General features: G+C 64.4%; 15 protein-coding genes. 6 read left to right on the plus strand and 9 right to left on the minus strand.

Going from position 1 to position 17,056, the window contains the following annotated elements:
* Positions 1–243: 243 nt before the first annotated feature.
* A complete protein-coding gene (locus DY468_RS19735) occupies positions 244–3,468 on the minus strand; it encodes an efflux RND transporter permease subunit (RefSeq protein WP_164606552.1) in 3,225 nt (1,074 codons plus the stop codon).
* Positions 3,469–3,596: 128 nt separating this feature from the next.
* Positions 3,597–4,796, minus strand: coding sequence for an efflux RND transporter periplasmic adaptor subunit (locus DY468_RS19740; protein ID WP_164606554.1), 1,200 nt, complete (start codon positions 4,794–4,796; stop codon positions 3,597–3,599).
* A gap of 197 nt (positions 4,797–4,993) precedes the next feature.
* Here DY468_RS19740 and DY468_RS19745 point away from each other — a divergent pair, with 197 nt between their 5' ends.
* Both DY468_RS19745 and DY468_RS19750 read left to right on the plus strand, forming a co-directional pair.
* The gene (locus DY468_RS19745) at positions 4,994–5,581 is read left to right on the plus strand and encodes a TetR/AcrR family transcriptional regulator (protein WP_164606555.1); all 588 of its coding nucleotides are present in this window, start codon (positions 4,994–4,996) and stop codon (positions 5,579–5,581) included.
* Between the two features lie 120 nt (positions 5,582–5,701).
* On the plus strand, positions 5,702–6,868 hold the full coding sequence (locus DY468_RS19750) for a GGDEF domain-containing protein (protein ID WP_164606558.1): 1,167 nt from the start codon (positions 5,702–5,704) through the stop codon (positions 6,866–6,868).
* Between the two features lie 342 nt (positions 6,869–7,210).
* On the opposite strand, the gene DY468_RS19755 is transcribed toward DY468_RS19750, so the two are convergent.
* On the minus strand, positions 7,211–7,627 hold the full coding sequence (locus DY468_RS19755; protein WP_164606560.1) for a hypothetical protein: 417 nt from the start codon (positions 7,625–7,627) through the stop codon (positions 7,211–7,213).
* A gap of 513 nt (positions 7,628–8,140) precedes the next feature.
* Here DY468_RS19755 and DY468_RS19760 point away from each other — a divergent pair.
* Complete coding sequence (locus DY468_RS19760) at positions 8,141–8,791, plus strand: CPBP family intramembrane glutamic endopeptidase (protein ID WP_164606562.1); 651 nt, start codon at positions 8,141–8,143, stop codon at positions 8,789–8,791.
* A gap of 9 nt (positions 8,792–8,800) precedes the next feature.
* Here the strand turns inward: DY468_RS19760 and DY468_RS19765 are convergent, their stop codons facing one another.
* Positions 8,801–10,663 (minus strand): potassium transporter Kup, encoded by a 1,863-nt coding sequence (locus DY468_RS19765; RefSeq protein WP_164606564.1) that lies wholly within the window; start codon positions 10,661–10,663, stop codon positions 8,801–8,803.
* A 260-nt stretch (positions 10,664–10,923) separates the two neighbouring features.
* A complete protein-coding gene (locus DY468_RS19770) occupies positions 10,924–11,760 on the minus strand; it encodes a tetratricopeptide repeat protein (protein WP_164606566.1) in 837 nt (278 codons plus the stop codon).
* Between the two features lie 296 nt (positions 11,761–12,056).
* On the opposite strand from DY468_RS19770, the gene DY468_RS19775 reads away from it, so the two are divergent.
* A complete protein-coding gene (locus tag DY468_RS19775) occupies positions 12,057–12,230 on the plus strand; it encodes a DUF1328 domain-containing protein (protein ID WP_164606568.1) in 174 nt (57 codons plus the stop codon).
* 175 nt (positions 12,231–12,405) lie between these two features.
* The gene (locus DY468_RS19780; protein WP_011158576.1) at positions 12,406–12,702 is read left to right on the plus strand and encodes a hypothetical protein; all 297 of its coding nucleotides are present in this window, start codon (positions 12,406–12,408) and stop codon (positions 12,700–12,702) included.
* 100 nt (positions 12,703–12,802) lie between these two features.
* On the opposite strand, the gene DY468_RS19785 is transcribed toward DY468_RS19780, so the two are convergent.
* From DY468_RS19785 to DY468_RS19795, 3 genes are all read right to left on the minus strand, one after another.
* Positions 12,803–13,429, minus strand: a complete 627-nt coding sequence (locus DY468_RS19785; RefSeq protein WP_164606570.1) for a GNAT family N-acetyltransferase — start codon at positions 13,427–13,429, stop codon at positions 12,803–12,805.
* A gap of 254 nt (positions 13,430–13,683) precedes the next feature.
* Positions 13,684–14,082, minus strand: coding sequence for a PaaI family thioesterase (locus tag DY468_RS19790; protein ID WP_164606572.1), 399 nt, complete (start codon positions 14,080–14,082; stop codon positions 13,684–13,686).
* 147 nt (positions 14,083–14,229) lie between these two features.
* Positions 14,230–15,510 (minus strand): ArgE/DapE family deacylase, encoded by a 1,281-nt coding sequence (locus tag DY468_RS19795; protein WP_164606574.1) that lies wholly within the window; start codon positions 15,508–15,510, stop codon positions 14,230–14,232.
* Between the two features lie 132 nt (positions 15,511–15,642).
* Here DY468_RS19795 and DY468_RS19800 point away from each other — a divergent pair, with 132 nt between their 5' ends.
* Positions 15,643–15,897 (plus strand): DUF6719 family protein, encoded by a 255-nt coding sequence (locus tag DY468_RS19800; protein WP_164606576.1) that lies wholly within the window; start codon positions 15,643–15,645, stop codon positions 15,895–15,897.
* A gap of 30 nt (positions 15,898–15,927) precedes the next feature.
* Here the strand turns inward: DY468_RS19800 and DY468_RS19805 are convergent, their stop codons facing one another.
* Positions 15,928–16,251, minus strand: a complete 324-nt coding sequence (locus DY468_RS19805) for a hypothetical protein (RefSeq protein WP_164606578.1) — start codon at positions 16,249–16,251, stop codon at positions 15,928–15,930.
* Positions 16,252–17,056 lie beyond the last annotated feature (805 nt).

The raw sequence follows: 17,056 nt of genomic DNA on the forward strand, positions 1-17,056 counted from the left end.
GTTCCGAACTGTGGCAAACCGCGCGTGTCCCAAGCTCGTCGCGGAACGCGGCCGGGTTGCCGCAGGTCGGATGCAGGCGGCTTCGAGTCAGTCAGTCCCGCGATTCTTCGCGGTGTGTCGATTTGTCACTGACTGGCATACCTCGGAGAGGAGACCTCTTTCAATAGCGTCGTGACTGACGACTTTGTTACGTCGCTCCGTGCGCCGATCCGAACTGACCGGAGCGCGATGAGCCGGGGCGCGTCACGGATGCGATCCGACGGCCGGCCTCCGCTCCGGCTCGTGCGGCGCCAACTGCAAGTCGTCATCGACCGTGCCCTCGCCGTGCTGCGTCAGCGGCCGGTTGCCGCTGAGCGCACGCAGCAGCACGTAGAACATCGGCGTGAAGAAGATGCCGAAGGCGGTGACGCCGATCATGCCGGCGAACACGGCGACGCCCATCGCATGTCGCATCTCCGAGCCGGCACCGGTCGAGGTCACCAGCGGCACCACGCCCATGATGAACGCCATCGAGGTCATCAGGATCGGCCGCAGCCGCAGCCGGCTGGCCTCGATCGCCGCCTGAATCGGCTTGCGGCCCGCGAATTCCAGTTCGCGCGCGAACTCGACGATCAGGATGGCGTTCTTGGCCGATAACCCGACAAGGACGATCAGTCCGATCTGCGTGAAGACGTTGTTGTCGCCCTTGCTGATCCAGACGCCGAACATCGCCGCGAGCAGGCCCATCGGCACGATCATGATGATCGACAGCGGCAGCGTCAGGCTCTCGTACTGCGCGGCCAGCACCAGAAACACCAGTAGAAGCGCCACCGGGAACACGATCAGCGACGAATTTCCGGCGATGATTTCCTGGTAGGTCAGCTCGGTCCATTCATACGACGTTCCCTTCGGCAGCGTCTCCTTGGCAACGCGGTCGATCGCGGCCTGCGCCTGCCCGGTCGAAAAGCCGGGCGCCGCGCCGCCGCTGATATCGGCGGTGAGGAAGCCGTTGTAGCGCATCGCCCGCTCCGGTCCGGCACTCTCCTTGACCCGCAGCAACGTCGACAACGGGATCATCTCGCCGGAGTCCGAACGCACCTTGAGCTGGCCGATATCGTCCGCCCGCGCCCTGAACTTCGCGTCGGCCTGCACCCGCACCGAATAGGTGCGGCCAAACTTGTTGAAGTCGTTGACGTAGAGCGAGCCGAGATAGATCTGCATGGTTTCGAAGATCGACGTCACCGGCACGTTGAGCTGCCTAGCCTTGGTGCGATCGACGTCGGCATAGAGCTGCGGCACGTTGATCTGATAGCTGGTGAACAGCCCGGCCAGTTCCTTCTGTGCGCTCGCTTTGGCGACGAACGCCTTGGTGGCGTCGTTGAGCGCCTCGTAGCCGAGCCCCGCGCGATCCTCGATCTGCAGCTTGAAGCCGCCGATGGTGCCGAGGCCGGCGACCGGCGGCGGCGGGAACATGGCGATGAAAGCGTCCTGAATGCCGGCGAACTTCTTGTTCAGCGACATCGCAATGGCATTGCCGCTGAGCGACTTGTCCTTGCGCTCGTCGAACGACTTCAGGCCGATGAAGACGATGCCCGAATTCGACGAGTTGGTGAAGCCGTTGATCGACAGGCCGGGAAACTGGATCGAGTTCTCGACCCCCGGCTCCTGCTGGGCGATCTCGCCCATCCGGCGGATCACCTCCTCGGTGCGGTCCAGCGTGGCGCCGTCCGGAAGCTGCGCAAAGCCGACCAGATACTGCTTGTCCTGCCCCGGGACGAAGCCGCCCGGCACCGCGTGGAACAGATAGAAGGTGGCACCGACCAGCACCAGATAGAGCCCCATGCCCGCTGCACGGCGTGACACCACGCGCCGAACGCCGCCGCCATAAGCCTCCGAGCTGCGGGTGAAGAAGCGATTGAAGCGAACGAAGAACCAGCCGAGGGTCTTGTCCATCGCCTTCGTCAGCGCGTCCTTCGGAGCGTCATGGCCCTTCAGCAGCAGCGCCGCGAGCGCCGGCGACAGCGTCAGCGAATTGAAGGCGGAGATCACCGTCGAGATCGCCACCGTCAAGGCGAACTGCTTGTAGAACTGCCCGGTGAGGCCGGTGATGAACGCGAGCGGCACGAACACCGCGACCAGAACCAGCGCGATCGCAATGATCGGCCCGGTCACCTCACGCATCGCCTGATAGGCCGCTTCCTTCGGCCCAAGCCCCCGCTCGATGTTACGCTCGACGTTTTCGACCACGACGATGGCGTCGTCGACCACGATGCCGATTGCCAGCACCAGGCCGAACAACGTCAGCGCGTTGATCGAAAATCCGAACACGTGCATCACCGCGAAAGTGCCGACCACCGACACCGGCACCGCGATCAGAGGGATGATCGACGCGCGCCAGGTCTGCAGGAACAGGATCACCACCAGCACCACCAGCGCGATCGCTTCGAGCAACGTGTGGATCACCGCCTCGATCGAGGCGCGAACGAACTGGGTCGGGTCGTAGACGATGTCGTAGGAGACGCCGTCCGGCATGTTCTCCTTCAGCTCCTTCATCGTCGCGCGGACGTTGTCGGAGATCTGGATCGCGTTCGAACCCGGCGACTGGAAGATCGGCACCGCCACCGCGGACTTGTTGTTGAGCAACGAGCGCAGCGCGTAGTCGGCGGCGCCGAGCTCGATCCGCGCGACATCGCGCAGCCGCACCACCTCGCCGTGGTCGCCGTTCTTGACGATGATGTCGCCGAACTCCTCTTCGGTCTGCAGCCGTCCCTGCGCATTGACCGAGAGTTGCAGATCGAGCCCCGGCTCGCCCGGCGAACTGCCGACCTGACCGGCAGCGGCCTGGACGTTCTGGGCGCGGATCTCGCGCACCACGTCGGCCGGCGACAGGCCGCGCTCGGCGACCTTCTGCGGATCGAGCCAGACCCGCATCGAATAATCGCCCGAGCCGAACAACTGCACCTGACCGACGCCCGGAATCCGCGCCAGCCGGTCCTTGACGTTGAGCACCGCATAGTTGCGCAAGTACGTCATGTCGTAGCGATCGTTCGGCGACATCAGGTGCACCACCATGGTCAGGTCGGGCGCGCTCTTGATGGTGGTGATGCCGAGCGCACGCACTTCCGCCGGCAGCCGCGGTTCGGCCTGCGAGACGCGGTTCTGCACCAGTTGCTGCGCCTTGTCGGGATCCGTGCCGAGGCGGAAGGTGACGTTGAGCGTCATCTTGCCGTCGGTGGTCGCCTGGCTGCTCATGTAAAGCATGTTCTCGACGCCGTTGATCTGCTCCTCGATCGGGGTCGACACGGTCTCGGCGATCACCTTCGGATTGGCGCCTGGATATTGCGCCGACACCACGATCGTCGGCGGCGCGACCTCCGGATATTCCGAGATCGGCAACACCGGCATCGACAACAGGCCGGCGAGGAAAATCACTGCCGACAGCACGCCGGCGAAGATCGGGCGATCGATGAAAAACTTGGAAAAATTCATGGCTGTGTTCCGCCGGTTCGCTGGCGCGCGAAGCGCAATCATCCCTGCGCGGCGGACGGAACGTCTGCCGCGTGACTGTCGGTTGAAACAATGAGGTTCGGTCCCGCCTTGCGGCGGAGCCTCTGCAGTTAGTTCTGCGCGATCGTCTTGCTGGAGGCGGCAGCATCCATCGCCACCGTCTCGGGCTTGATGGTGACGCCCGGACGCACCCGCTGCAGGCCGTTGACGACGATGCGTTCACCCGCCTTGAGGCCGGAGGCCACCACGCGAAGGCCGTCGACCGAGGCTCCCAGCTTCACTTCGCGGTATTCGGCGTGGTTCTCGGCATCGACCACCATGACGAACTTCTTGTTCTGATCGGTCCCGACTGCGCGCTCACTGACCAGCAGTGCCGGTTCGGCCTTCGGCTGCCCCATCGACAGCCGTGCGAACTGGCCCGGCATCAGCCGGCCGTCGGCATTGTCGAACACCGCGCGCACCCGCACCGTGCCGGAGCGCGGATCGACCTGGTTGTCGATGAACTGCATTTTGCCCTTCACCGGCGCCTCGCCCGCGACGGTCGTCATCTCGACCGGAATGCGCTCGATCGCGCCCGGCGTCTTCTCGTCGGCGAGCGTTCTGAGCGCGCGGGTCACCACCTGCTCGTCGGCATTGAAGCTGGCATAGATCGGATTGACGGAGACCAGCGTGGTCAGCAGCGGCGAGTTCGGCCCGGCGGCGATCAGGTTGCCGACGGTGATCTCCACCTTGCCGACCCGTCCTGAGACCGGGGCGCGGATTTCGGTGTAGCTGAGGTTCAGCTCGGCGGTCTTCAGCGCCGCTTCGGCGGATCTGAGGTTTGCCTCCGCCTCGCGATAGGCGTTGAGGCGATTGTCGACCTCGCGCTGGGTGATGCTGGAACTGGAGAGCTGCTGGCTGCGCTCGACGTCGGCCTTGGTGAAGACGACGCGCGCACGGGCCGCCGACAACTGCGCCTGTGCGCGATCGACCTCGGCGGCGTACAGCGACGGATCGATCCGAACCAAGAGGTCGCCCTTGGACACCAGGGCCCCTTCCCTGAACTGGATCTCCTGCACGGCACCCGCGACCCGCGAGCGGATCTCGACCCGTTCGATCGCTTCCAGTCGCCCGGAAAACTCTTCTGAAGGCGTGGTCGCCTTGGCCTCGACCGTGGCGACCGAAGCGGTGACGGCCGGCGGCGCCCCCGCAGTCTGCGCCTGAGCCGCCGAGCCGGGCGCCTGGTCCAACAGCAGCGCGCCGCCGACACCCGCCGCCACGACGGCGATCGCGCCGCCCAATGCGAACTTCCGAGTGAAACCAATGGCCATAGGAACCCCATCCGTATCCGCCGGGCTTGCAAAAAGCCGAGCGATCTCAGTATCTCGCCCTGCAGTCGCGGCGAAAACCAAGCCGGTTCCACCACGCTGCAGCGCACACATCCGTACCGTCCGGTATAGATGGACCATCGACATCCACTGTCAAGAGACTTATCTACCGCTTGGTAGAAATCTCTGGAGATCCAGCCATGGCCCTGGGACGCCCCCGCGAATTCGACGTCGATGCGGCGCTCGACCTCGCTTTGCATGTGTTCTGGCGCAAGGGATACGAAGGCACGTCGATGACCGACCTCACCGAGGCGATGGGCATCACCAAGCCGAGCCTCTACGCCGCGTTCGGCAACAAGGAAGAGCTGTTCCGCAAAGCGCTGGATCGCTACGTCGACGGACCGGGGAGCTACTATCGAGCCGGACTGCAGAAGCCGACCGCGCGCGAAGTGGTCGAACACATCCTGTACGGCGCCGCGGACGCGATGTCAGACCCGAGCAATCCCGGCTGCCTGGCCGTTCAGGGCGCGCTGTGCTGCGGCGACGCCGCAGAGACCATCAAACAGGAACTGGCGGCCCGGCGCGCCAAGACCGAAGAGGACCTGCGAGACCGCCTCAGCCGAGCGGTCGGCGAAGGCGATCTGCCGTCCGGTTCCGACGCAGGTGACCTTGCCCGCTACGTTTCGGCGATCCTGCAGGGCATGGCGGTCCAGGCGGCGAGCGGCGCCCCGCGCGACCAGCTTCGCAAGCTCGCCGACATGGCGCTTCGCAATTGGCCGCCAGTGTGATCTGGGGAATAGCTACGCCCCGCCGTCATTGACGACTTGTTAACGATAGCGAGATCGGGCTACCGACTGTCGCAAGCTGTTGCCACCGGTTATTAGGAAGTGGCTCGGATATTGCGACTCATGCCACTGACGGTGCTGTCCAAATATCTGCATCCCGACCCGCGGATTCGCCGCGAGCTGGTCGATCTGCTGTACACCTCGCTGCCGCAGGTGATGGCGATCGGCGTGACGTCGGTGACGGGCGCGTTGGCACTCACCCTGCTCGACGACGATCCGGGCTATGCGGTGATTACGTTTTTCATCCTGGTCACCGCCTCGGCACGGGTTTTCTCGTTGATGCGCTACAAGGCGCGCGCCGCGCATTTCACCGATGCAGATGTCGTGCGTTGGGAACGTCTGTACGGCGCCGGCGCCACCGCATTCAGCCTGGCGCTCGGCGCGCTGTCGTTCCGTGCGCTGCAGCTCGGCGATGCCCCGGGTGCGTGGATCGCATTCGGCCTGTCGATGTCGTACTGCGTCGGCATGGTGTCGCGGGCCGCGATCCGCCCATGGATCATCCTCACCGCTGCGGGGGCTCTGCTGATCCCCACCATGATCGCCGGGCTGATGCGCCCTGAACTCGCCTACAAGATCGGCGCCGTCATGTTGGTGCTGTTCTGGCTGACGTTACGCGAAGCCTCGAAACATCTCAGCGCCGCGTTCATCGAACGACTCGAGGCCAAGCACCGGCTATCGCGGCAGGCCACGCACGATTTCCTCACCGACCTGCCGAACCGCGCGGGCTTCCTCCAGGCGCTGTCGAACATGGTGGGCAACTTCGCCGTCGTCGCGATCGATCTCGACGGGTTCAAGCCGATCAACGATCGCCATGGCCACCATTCCGGCGACGATCTGCTCCAGCAGGTCGCCGAGCGGCTGACCGCCTGTGTTGGCGCAGACGGCGTCGCAGCCCGGTTCGGCGGCGACGAATTCATGCTGCTGAAGCCGGTGTCGAGCGCCGAGCACGGCCGGGACGAAGCACAGGCCTTGGCACACGAAGCGGTCCTCGCCCTGTCGATGCCGTTCCTGCTGTCGAAATTGCCGGTGTGTATCGGTGCCAGCGCCGGTATTGCCGTCAGCCACGCGGCGCTTGCCGAAGTCAAAACCGCCCAATTGCTCGAGCGCGTCGACCGCGCGCTGTACGTCGCCAAACGAGCCGGCGGCGGCTGTGCCTGGGCGGACGGAGAAACCGAGCCCGCGTGCTGCCAGCGCTGCTCGCTGCTGGCTGCTGGGTCGGCCGCGGTCTGAGCCCCCGACCACGGTAACTACTCAGCAGTTTCAGCGCGGCGCTACGTTTGCGCCAATTCAATGCGTGCCATTTCGTCGGCAAGACATCACCGGACCTCAATCGACCCAGCCGATGGATGTTGGAGCGATGGCGCTCGCCGCGCTTCGTCGGAGCCAACCTCGACGCAAATCTCCTGCTGCTCGACGCCATCGAGTGACCCGCGGCCGCCAAGCGCTGCTCACCGGCGCGGCTCGCGATCGCGTGGCTGCTGCACCAGAGCAATCTGACTATTACGATCTTCGGCTTGCGCTACCCGGAGACCGCGCAAGCCGCCCTCAACGGCTGAGCCCGGACTGATCGGGTCAGGTCTTCGGGGCTGCAGCCGGCGCCTTGTCGATGAAACCGTTGTAGCAGGCGAGCCGCTCGTCCTCTTCCTTGAGAAGGCGACAATCCGCCGCAGTCTTGGCCGGCTTCATTTTGGCTCCAGCTTTGGTCGCCTTCGGCTTCGGCGGATACACCGCATCGAAGCAATCGAGCCGCTCCTTGGTGGCGTCCTCGATCTCCAGGCAGGCCTTCATCTGGTCGGCAGCCGAAGGCTTTGCCGCCGCCGTGTGCTTGGCAGCCTTGTGCCCCTTCGGCTTGATCTGCACCAGCGGCTGATCGCCGACCATCGGCGTTCCGTTGGTAGCGGCCGGCGCAGTGCCCTGAGCCGGTGCGTTGCTTTGTGCCAGCGCGGCACTCGATACGAGCAGCGCGCCAAGTAGCGTGATCATCCTCATCGAAATCCCCGTCCCTTGCCCCGAACCGCCCGCGGCTGATCGCCGCCGCGGCGATCTATCGTCAAACCGAACGTACTCGGCGCCGTCAAGCGCGCCAGCCGCCACAGAACAGATCCGTTCACGCCAAGCACGGCGTTGCGAATGCGGCGGGTTTTGGGCAAGGCCAGCAGGCTCCACAGCGGGCGCGGCTGGTCAGATCGTCGCCGGGGCGTTACAGCAACGGTAATGAAATGGATGTTGCTTGCCCTAGCGGTTCTATTCCCGGTTTCGGCCGGCGCAGAACCACGGAAGTCCGCGGTCCCGAAGGCGCTGACCGAAACAGCTGCGCCGGCGCCTCGGGCGCCTGCACCTGGATCAGGGCGTAATCCGTGCTCGGCCTTCGGCCCCGGCTTCGTCCAGCTCGAAGGCGGTTCGACCTGCGTCAAGCTCGGAGGGAGCATCAGTGTCGGCGGCGGCGTGCGCCGCTGACCCTCGGAGCCGCCCGTACTGGAACCCGTCGGCTAATGCCCGATTATGGGTCCTATGACGAATTTGCGACAGCACCCGGCATACCCGTCTCCGGATGCGCGGCATCCCGCCCTGCGCTTTGCCCCGCTTGCGGGACTGACACTGCTGCTGGCCGCGCCCGGTCTCGCCATCCAGTTCGGACTGCTCCCGTTCGAGTACCGGATGGGGGCGCTGATCGCGGTGTCGGCGCTGTGCATTGGGCTGTGCCTATGGGCCGGCTTCTCGTTTAGCGAGCTCGGCTTCGGCCGTCCGCATCAATGGCGGCACTGGCTCGGCGCCATCGCGGTCACCAGCCTGATCTCGGCGATCATGCTGCTGCAGACGCGTCTGTTCAGCTTCGATGCCCAGCCGCCGGCCTGGCTCAGCTTCGCACCATTCTATGTGCTGGTCTCGAGCCCCTGCCAGGAAGTAGTGTGCCGCTCGATCCCGAAGCTGATTACGGACCGGATGCAGCACGGCGGCTGGGCCTACATCCTGTATTCGGCCGTATTGTTCTCGCTGATCCACCTCTGCTACGGCGATCCGGCCCTGCTACTCAACACCTTCCTGCTCGGCGTGGTCTGGGGATTCGTTTACTGGCGCACGCTCAACATCTGGCCGCTGATCGCCTCGCACGCCGCCATCGGCACCCTCGCCTTTGCGCTCGGGCTTGCCTGATCGGCGTCCTCAAATCTCGAGCTGCGTCCCAAGCTCGACCACGCGATCGGTCGGGATCTTGAAGAACGTCGTCGCCCGCGTCGCGTTCAGCGTCATGAAGGTGAACAGCCGCTCGCGCCACAGCGCCATACCGGGATTCAGACTTGGCACATAGGTCTCGCGGCTCAGGAAGAACGAGGTCGACATCATGTTGAACTCGTGCCCGAACTGTTTGCACAGCGAAAGCGCAGCCGGAACGTCAGGCGTCTGCATGAAGCCGTAACGGATGATCAGGCGATGGAAGCCGTCGCCGATATCGGTCATGTGCACGCGCTCGCTATCCGGCACGTAAGGCGTCTCTGCGGTCGAGACCGTGGTCAGGATGACGCGCTGGTGGACCGTCTGGTTGTGCTTGAGGTTGTGCAGCAGCGCCGGCGGTACGCCATCGGTGGCGGCGGTCAGAAACACTGCTGTCCCGCGAGCGCGGGAGACGTTCGGCCCCAGCGCACGCAGAACCACGTCGAGCGGCACCGCCTGCTTCTTGAGCTGCTTGCGCACCAGCGCCCGCCCGCGCCGCCAGGTCGTCAGCACGGTGAACGAGATGAAGCCGATGAACAGCGGGAACCAGCCGCCCTGCGCCACCTTGATGATGTTGGCGGCGAAGAACGCAAAGTCGAGCAGCAGCAGCGTGCCGATCACCACCGCGACCACGGCCGGATGCCACCGCCACAGCAGGGCGGCAACGAACGAAACCAGGATGGTGTCGATCATCATCGTGCCGGTCACCGCAATGCCGTAGGCCGCGGCCAGATTGCTCGACGACTGAAAGCCCACCACCAGCGCCATCACGGCGAGGTACAGGGTCCAGTTGGTGAACGGCACGTAGATCTGGCCGGCCTCTTCGCCCGAGGTGTGGACGATCGTCATCCGCGGCAGCAGGCCGAGCTGGATCGCCTGCCGCGCCACCGAATAGGCGCCGGAGATCACCGCCTGCGACGCGATCACAGTGGCCAGCGTCGCCAGTCCGACCGTCGGCACCACCATCCATTCCGGCCCGAGCCGGAAGAACGGGTTCTGGATCGCCGACGGATCGTGGATCAGCAGCGCCCCCTGGCCGAAATAGTTCAGCAGCAGCGCCGGCAGTACCAGGCCGAACCAGGCCAGACGGATCGGGAAGCGGCCGAAGTGCCCCATGTCGGTGTACAGCGCCTCGCCGCCGGTGACGGCCAGCACCACCGAGCCGAGCGCGTAGAAGCTCATCAGCGGATGACGGAACACGAATTCGATCGCGAAGGTCGGGCTGATCGCTTCGAGCACTTCGGGCGCATGCACGATGTTGGCGATGCCGAGCAAGGCCAGCGTCAGGAACCACATGCACATGACCGGGCCGAACAGCCGCCCGACCAATCCTGTGCCGCGCGACTGGATGGCAAACAGCAGGGTCAGCACCACGGCCGTGATCGGCACCACATAGGCCTTCAGGTCCGGCGTGACGACTTCGAGGCCTTCCACGGCGCTGAGCACCGAGATCGCCGGCGTGATCATGCTGTCGCCGTAGAACAACGCGGCAGCGATCACCCCGAGCATCATCAACGGATAGTGCACGCGGCGTCCGCGTGTCAGTTCGGTCACCAGCGCCAAAAGCGCCAGGCTGCCGCCCTCGCCATGGTTGTCGGCGCGCATGATGACGATGACGTACTTCACCGTCACCAGCAGCATCACGGTCCAGAACACCAGCGAGAGAACGCCGAAGATGTTGTCCGGCGTCACCGGAATCGGGTGGTGGCCGGCGAAGGTTTCCTTCAGGGCGTAGAGCGGGCTGGTGCCGATGTCGCCGAACACGACTCCGATGGCACTGACCAGGAGACCGATGCCCTTCTTCTGTTGGCTCATTGCCTACCCTCGGGCCGCCTGGACGGATGCAATGGACGCAGGCCGCAGCACCTGCCGCGCGGACGCCGCAGCCGGACCATGAGCCGGCGCGCAGCGCCGATCTCCCCGGGGCAGCACTCGAAATCGGTCCCGCGTCTGTTGCATGAAGGCTACGCCCCTTGATTGACCTGGATCAGGGGCGCGCGGCGCCGACGCTCCAGGACGTGGTCGAGTGTGTGTTGATTCGGTTGAAGCCAGTCAGGCGCGGCTGCGTCGATTGCCTAGAAGCATAGGTTTGTCACCATGTTTCCGCGCTTGTCCTTAAGCACATAGGGGCAATCGCTCCGCTTCAGCGCCGCCTTGGCGTCGGCGTTGCCGAGCGCGGCAGCCTTGTCGTAGTACGCCTTGGCCGCATCACTGTCCTTCGGGCCACCGCGGCCAGCCTGGGCGAACGCGCCCATTTGGAGCAGAGCGCCGGGATGGCCCTGCCCCGCCGCCTTTTCGAACAACGCTCGCGCGCCGACATCGTCTTTCGGACCGCCGATACCGTCGGCCAACATCATGCCGAGCTGATATTGCGCCTCGGCGTTACTCTCCGCGCCCTTGGCAAGCAAGGCTCGGGTTTTCACGGGGTCGGACGACGCCCCACCGCCGAGCGCCGCGAGATTGCTGATACCGCGCGGGTTGCCCGCAGCCGCAGCACGCTCCAGGAGCTGACGCGCTTTGGCCTCGTCCTTCGGAACGCCAGCGCCGGTGGCGTAGGCGACGCCGAGCTCGACCATTGCCGAGCTTGAGCCCTTGTCGGCGGCCTTGCGATAGGCCGCGATGGCTTCGGCCGTCTGGCCGCCTGTCGCATAAGCGCGGCCGAGCGCGTACATCGCCCGACGCGATCCTGCAGCCGCGATCCGGCAGTATTTCAGCGCGGTCGCGACATCGCCGGGCGCGATCTGGGCGACACCTCTGACATCCGAAGGCTTATCGGGGTCGGCCGGATCGGCAGCGATCCGATCGCACAACACCAGGTCCGCCGACTGGGCGTGTGCCGAGGTGATCGCGCCACCGAGCGACAGCGCGAGCAGGACTGCCGATCCGCCGGCGGCCCACGATCTCGTCCTCATCATTCATCCCCAAGCATTCGTGGCCCATGCCCCAGCGGGCCGCCACCGGCCGCTACGCGCGGCCTCGATCGGCCGCAATCTATCCAATCGCCACGCAGGTTGAAACTGACCAGGCCCGACAAAGGACTGTGGAGGAGCCCGGCGCCCGGTGAAAACCGACTTGCCGCACACCTTGGGATCGGCATCGACGCCCGCCACTTTGAGCCCTGGGCAGCCTTGTTGGCTCGCTCCGGCACATCGCGGAACCATTGCCTTCACGCACCGTTCAAGCCCATTCTAAGCCAAGGATGAACGACATGACGATTTTGAAGTGGGCGCTGATCTTTCTGGTAGTTTCGATCATCGCCGGCCTGTTCGGGTTCACCGGAATTTCTGCGGCGTCAGCCGACATCGCGCGGATTCTGTTCTACATCTTCGTGGTGATATTTGTGGTGCTGCTGATTCTCGGACTGACGATTTTCAGAGCTTGATCGCCAGCATCAGCCCTGCGCTACCGCGCAGGGCTGCCATGATCCAAAGCCCAGTTTGATCTACGACAAGCGGTGGCGGGCCACCTTCGACCAAGGTTGCTTGATCCCGCCGATATTCAATATTGCAATGCAACATCGGCTCCACTAGGTAAACCATCTCAACCTGAGGCAGTCGATGAGCGAAGATTGGAACACGAAATACGGCGTGCGGCGCGTCCGACGCGACCCGCCGACTCTTGAAGAAGCGATCTTTGCGGCGGCCGGCATCACCGACGACGTTGACTCGCAGGCGGAGATTGCCGCGTCCCTGATGGGGATGCCGATCGAAGCCGTTTTGAAGGAAGTCCGGAAGTCGGCCCGTGCCTCGGCGCGCACGTCGCGTGTGATCACCGGAGAACAGGGTTTCCAACGTTCAGTCGTGGTCGAGCGCCGGGTATCGCGCCGCATCGTCGGCAACGACAAGCGGATCTGATCGCTCCGCCAAATTCCACCCTTTCGGGTGCATCTGATACTGTCGAAGAAAACGCCGCGGGCTTCAGCCCGCGGCGTTTTGCTGAGAAATGCGCCGACCGTCAGGCCGCGCGGTTGAATCCCGACATCCGCAGAAACAGATTCCAGCACGCCTGATTGAAAGCGATCAACGGATTGGCGGTGCCAGCCTGAATCGCGATCGGGCGCGACGGCGCCGCCGCAGTATCAGCCTGCTGTTCGAGGTCGATCGTTCCGGTGGACTCGCCCTGGCGGAAGGTCAGGTGCGCGCCGAACTTGTTTGCGAGAGCCCGCATCGCCTGGTTCTGAGCGCCGGTGGTGATCCGCAGCTTCTCGTAGCCGAGCGACCGCGCAACCTGCATCAATTGCTTGAACAGAATGCTGCCGATGCCTTTGCGGCGCAGATGGCTTTCCACGCTGAAGGCGATCTCGGGAAGCGAGTCGATGTGCAGATCGGGCTGATGCAGCTCAGCGGCCGCATGCACGGAGCCGTCTTCGGCGAAGAAAGCGATAATGATGGTGCCATCGCCGCCACACTTCTTGGCGTATCGGTCGACGAAGCCTTCGTCGGCGAAGCCGTTGAAGCGATCACGTCGACTTTCAGCGTCGAGTCGCAACAGGTGGTCTCGCAGCAGCGGCAGCTCTTGATTGATCAGGGATCGAATCGTCCCCTTCGAGCCGGTAAGATCGGCGATAAGAGCGTCGTGCATAAGTTGTCTCTCCTCTTGGGGCGACCCTCAAGGAGGCGTTCGTCTTCCCTAGACCAAAGTCATATTGTGCATCGCACAATAATATTCAAGCCCTATTCGCAGGCGACGCCTAGCAAACAACGGCCGCGCGCCTTCGAACTTTTGCAAAACCTATCTAAATTGCGGCCCTTAGGATAGATTGAGGAACCGCAAACGGTGCTCGAAGAGCGGTTTTGCGTCGCACCCTCGTAGTCTTACGGAGGGACATGACGTCATCATAGCACCATTTGCGTCTGAGTCACCACGGCGACCAGCCTGCCGTCCTCGGTCTCGATTCGGGTCTGCCACACCTGGGTCCGTCGTCCGCGATGCACAGGAGTCGCCGTGGCGATGACAGTGGAGCCGGCTTTGGCCGGGCCGATGAAATTGGTCTTACTCTCCAGCGTCGTTGTGCCCTTAGCCTCGGCCGGCAGGTTGATCACGGTGGCGGCGGCGCCGACACTGTCGGCGAGCGCCATCACGGCACCGCCATGAATACTCGCGCCGACGGTGCAGAGGTCGTCGCGCACCAGCAGCGTCGCGACCACCCGGTCGAGTCCGGCTTCGGTGAAGCGTACCCCCATCAGCGCCGCGAACGGCAATGGAATCGAATTGATCTTCTCCAGTGGCGTCATGGTCGCGCCCCCCCTGCCCGCTCACGTGGCGACGGTGGCGCGGGCCGCCCACCGTCGCTCATTGGATGTGCCTGGCGGACCGATGCCTGCCGGTCCGCCTCGGCGCAATAACCTGTCAGGTCATCGACGTGGCGCGCAGGAGAGGCCTCAGGCGGGCTCCACGCCGCACCATTCGGCGATGAACAGCGCGGTCGCCTTGGTCGATTGCCGGAGCGAGTCGAGATCGACGTATTCATTGAAGCCGTGCATCGCCGCACCGGAAGCGCCGAAGCAAAGACTGGGGATGTCGTAGTTGAGGCCGTAGAACCGGGTATCGGTCAGTGCGGTGAACACCAGATCCTCCGGCGCGCCGCCATAAACCGCGGAGAAGGCCTTGCCGAACGCGGCTTCCGGTTCGGCGGAGTTGGTCAGCTCGTAGCCTTCCGACAGAAAGCCCGACCACTCCACCTGCGGCGGGTTGTTGGACAGGAAACGGTGATCGCGCGCCGCCGCGTTCACGCAGGCCATGATCTCGGCCTGATGGTCGGCGACCGACCAGCCCGGCAGGATCGCGATGCGGCAATCGACGTCGCACCACGCCGGCACGCTGGAAGCCCAGTCGCCGCCTTTGATGATGCCGGGATTGAAATTGATCGGATGCTTCACGCCCTTGAAGTGGCGATCGCTCTCGGCGCGCTTGTTCCACTCCTCCTCGAGCTTCTCCAGCGCCTGGATCAGGTGGTACGCCGCAGTGATGGCGTTCGATCCCGACCCAGCTTCGAACACATGGACCGGAAAACCGCGCACCTTCAGCCGAAACCAGATCACCCCGACCTGAGATCGCACCATCTTGCCGTTTGTCGGCTCCGGGATGAAACAGGCATCGGCGCGATAGCCGCGTTGCAGGGTCGAGAGCGCGCCGACGCCGGTGCTCTCCTCCTCGATCACCGACTGGAAGTGAATCCGCCCTGTCGGGCGCAGTCCTGCGGCCTTGATGGCATCGAGCGCATACAGCGCGCCGATGGTGCCGGACTTCATGTCGCAAGCGCCGCGGCCATACATCCGGCCGTTCTTGATCACAGGCGAGAACGGCGGAGTATCCCACATCTCCAGCGGCCCGGCCGGCACCACGTCGCAATGCCCCTGCAGGATCAACGAACGACCTGCGTTGTTCGTCGGCCGATAGGTGCCGACCACCGTCCGCGCCTTGGAGAAGTCGTGCTCGATCGGCCCGTAGCCGCGCAGATCCTTCAGTTCGTCGAGGTCGATGTGCCAGTCGTCGACTTCGTAACCCCGCTGCCGGAGCAGATCCGCCATCATGTCTTGGCACGGCCCTTCGGCGCCACGAGTGCTCGGGATCGCAACGAAATCGCTTGTGGTGGCGAGCTGGGCATCGAAGCCGGCATCGACGGCGTCGAGAATGCGGCGCTGAAGGTCATCGTGGCTCATACGGATAGGCGTCCTGTGCTGATTGCTCTGATACCGGCGCACCGATCAAACCACAGATCGCCTGATTTTCCATGCAGTTTGGCCCTGCACTCGAATCATGCCCTCATGCCGCGACCTTGTTCAGGAGATCCGATGTCCCGTTCACAACTCAAGTGCACCTCGCTCGTCGCGCTCGGCGCCGCGCTGCTCCTCGGCGTGGCAACGCCGGCCGCCGCACAGCAGCAGGTTTCGCGCGAGCAAGAGATCACCGGGTTACGGCTCGGTCAGAAGGTCCTGGTCGACGACGGCTCCTGCCCCAACGGTCAAATCAAAGAGGTGACCGGCTCGACGCTGTCGGCCAATGGGGTGATGGCCACACGCAAGTGCATCCAGCGGGTGCGACGCTGACGCGGCCAGCGTCCCGGCCACGCGCGTCAGCTAGTCCAGCGGGTCGAACATGCACTGCAGAGCGGGCTTGGCGATCAGCGTGAACGTCGCATTGATCTGCGACTGCTTGGTTTGCGGGACCCAATCGTTGTCGATGGTCGGCACGCCGCTCTCGCGGATGCCGCGTAGCAAGGCTTGCCGAAGATCGCTGTCGGGGACCATCGCTGCGGCGTGATCGTGCAGGCACCCGCAGACCGCGTCGGGATGCGCCCATCGCCCCGTCATGTGCGCCGTGCATTGGCGGATGAATTCCGTCCGCGCATCCGGAGCGCCAAAAGACAATCGACTCTGCGCCTGCGCCTGGCCGCCGATCATCAGCCCAAAGCCGGCCGCAAGCGCAGCCATCCGAAGCATCGTCACCAATTCACCGACTCCATCCGACGAAGCCGCCGCCTCGCCGGCCCGTACCACCCCCGGCCAGGACCATCGTTCGCTTTGGTGACCTTCTCGACCGGCTTTCCCAAGCAGCCGAACCAAGCCTTGAACCCGGCCGCCCGTCGCCAGAACAGGAAGACATCCGGTTCTTCATCCATGGGTTCCAGGCGTCGCCGCCGCGCGCGTTGACCGATTGATAACCATGCTCTGTTTCCAGACCGCTGCGCCGAGGCATCCGAATGGTTTCGTCGCGCCGCTGAATTGTTTCGTCGCGCCCCTTCGACGAAACAATTCAGCGAAAATTGCCGCAATCTCGGAGCGCAGCCGCCTCCAACCGCCAGGCGACCACTTCGACCAAAGTCGCAGGCGCCGTAGCCTGCGGCAGGCGACGGCGACATCACCGCGTCATCAACGATCGCTTAGTAGAGCAACGCACCCGTAAGGCTCGACAGCTCAGCGCTCCAAAGGCCAGCGGGCTTTTCTACCCTCTATTACCAGTTTCGAGCGAAGAGCTGTCGAGGCTAGTAATTTCACTGGATCGGCACTACAAATGATTAGCTGCGGAGCATGGCTTGATCCAGCTTTGAACCGCGCTGTGACGTCGGGTGCAGATCATCGCGGTGTTTCGACCGCGGCCGTGGCACGGACCTGGACGTTGGAGATCCAAGAATTAGCGGATCTCGCCCTCGCCGCGCCGGCTCATCCGGGCTGCGTCACGAAAAGCCCGCTTCGGTTCGGACCGCAC

Source organism: Rhodopseudomonas sp. BR0M22 (assembly GCF_010907035.1).
Lineage (GTDB): Bacteria > Pseudomonadota > Alphaproteobacteria > Rhizobiales > Xanthobacteraceae > Rhodopseudomonas.

Bases quoted from the DNA above. Each gene is read 5' to 3' on its own strand.
- DY468_RS19735 (WP_164606552.1), bottom strand. From the start codon at position 3,468: ATGAATTTTTCCAAGTTTTTCATCGATCGCCCGATCTTCGCCGGCGTG.
- DY468_RS19740 (WP_164606554.1), bottom strand. From the start codon at position 4,796: ATGGCCATTGGTTTCACTCGGAAGTTCGCATTGGGCGGCGCGATCGCC.
- DY468_RS19745 (WP_164606555.1), top strand. From the start codon at position 4,994: ATGGCCCTGGGACGCCCCCGCGAATTCGACGTCGATGCGGCGCTCGAC.
- DY468_RS19750 (WP_164606558.1), top strand. From the start codon at position 5,702: ATGCCACTGACGGTGCTGTCCAAATATCTGCATCCCGACCCGCGGATT.
- DY468_RS19755 (WP_164606560.1), bottom strand. From the start codon at position 7,627: ATGAGGATGATCACGCTACTTGGCGCGCTGCTCGTATCGAGTGCCGCG.
- DY468_RS19760 (WP_164606562.1), top strand. From the start codon at position 8,141: ATGGGTCCTATGACGAATTTGCGACAGCACCCGGCATACCCGTCTCCG.
- DY468_RS19765 (WP_164606564.1), bottom strand. From the start codon at position 10,663: ATGAGCCAACAGAAGAAGGGCATCGGTCTCCTGGTCAGTGCCATCGGA.
- DY468_RS19770 (WP_164606566.1), bottom strand. From the start codon at position 11,760: ATGAGGACGAGATCGTGGGCCGCCGGCGGATCGGCAGTCCTGCTCGCG.
- DY468_RS19775 (WP_164606568.1), top strand. From the start codon at position 12,057: ATGACGATTTTGAAGTGGGCGCTGATCTTTCTGGTAGTTTCGATCATC.
- DY468_RS19780 (WP_011158576.1), top strand. From the start codon at position 12,406: ATGAGCGAAGATTGGAACACGAAATACGGCGTGCGGCGCGTCCGACGC.
- DY468_RS19785 (WP_164606570.1), bottom strand. From the start codon at position 13,429: ATGCACGACGCTCTTATCGCCGATCTTACCGGCTCGAAGGGGACGATT.
- DY468_RS19790 (WP_164606572.1), bottom strand. From the start codon at position 14,082: ATGACGCCACTGGAGAAGATCAATTCGATTCCATTGCCGTTCGCGGCG.
- DY468_RS19795 (WP_164606574.1), bottom strand. From the start codon at position 15,510: ATGAGCCACGATGACCTTCAGCGCCGCATTCTCGACGCCGTCGATGCC.
- DY468_RS19800 (WP_164606576.1), top strand. From the start codon at position 15,643: ATGTCCCGTTCACAACTCAAGTGCACCTCGCTCGTCGCGCTCGGCGCC.
- DY468_RS19805 (WP_164606578.1), bottom strand. From the start codon at position 16,251: ATGATCGGCGGCCAGGCGCAGGCGCAGAGTCGATTGTCTTTTGGCGCT.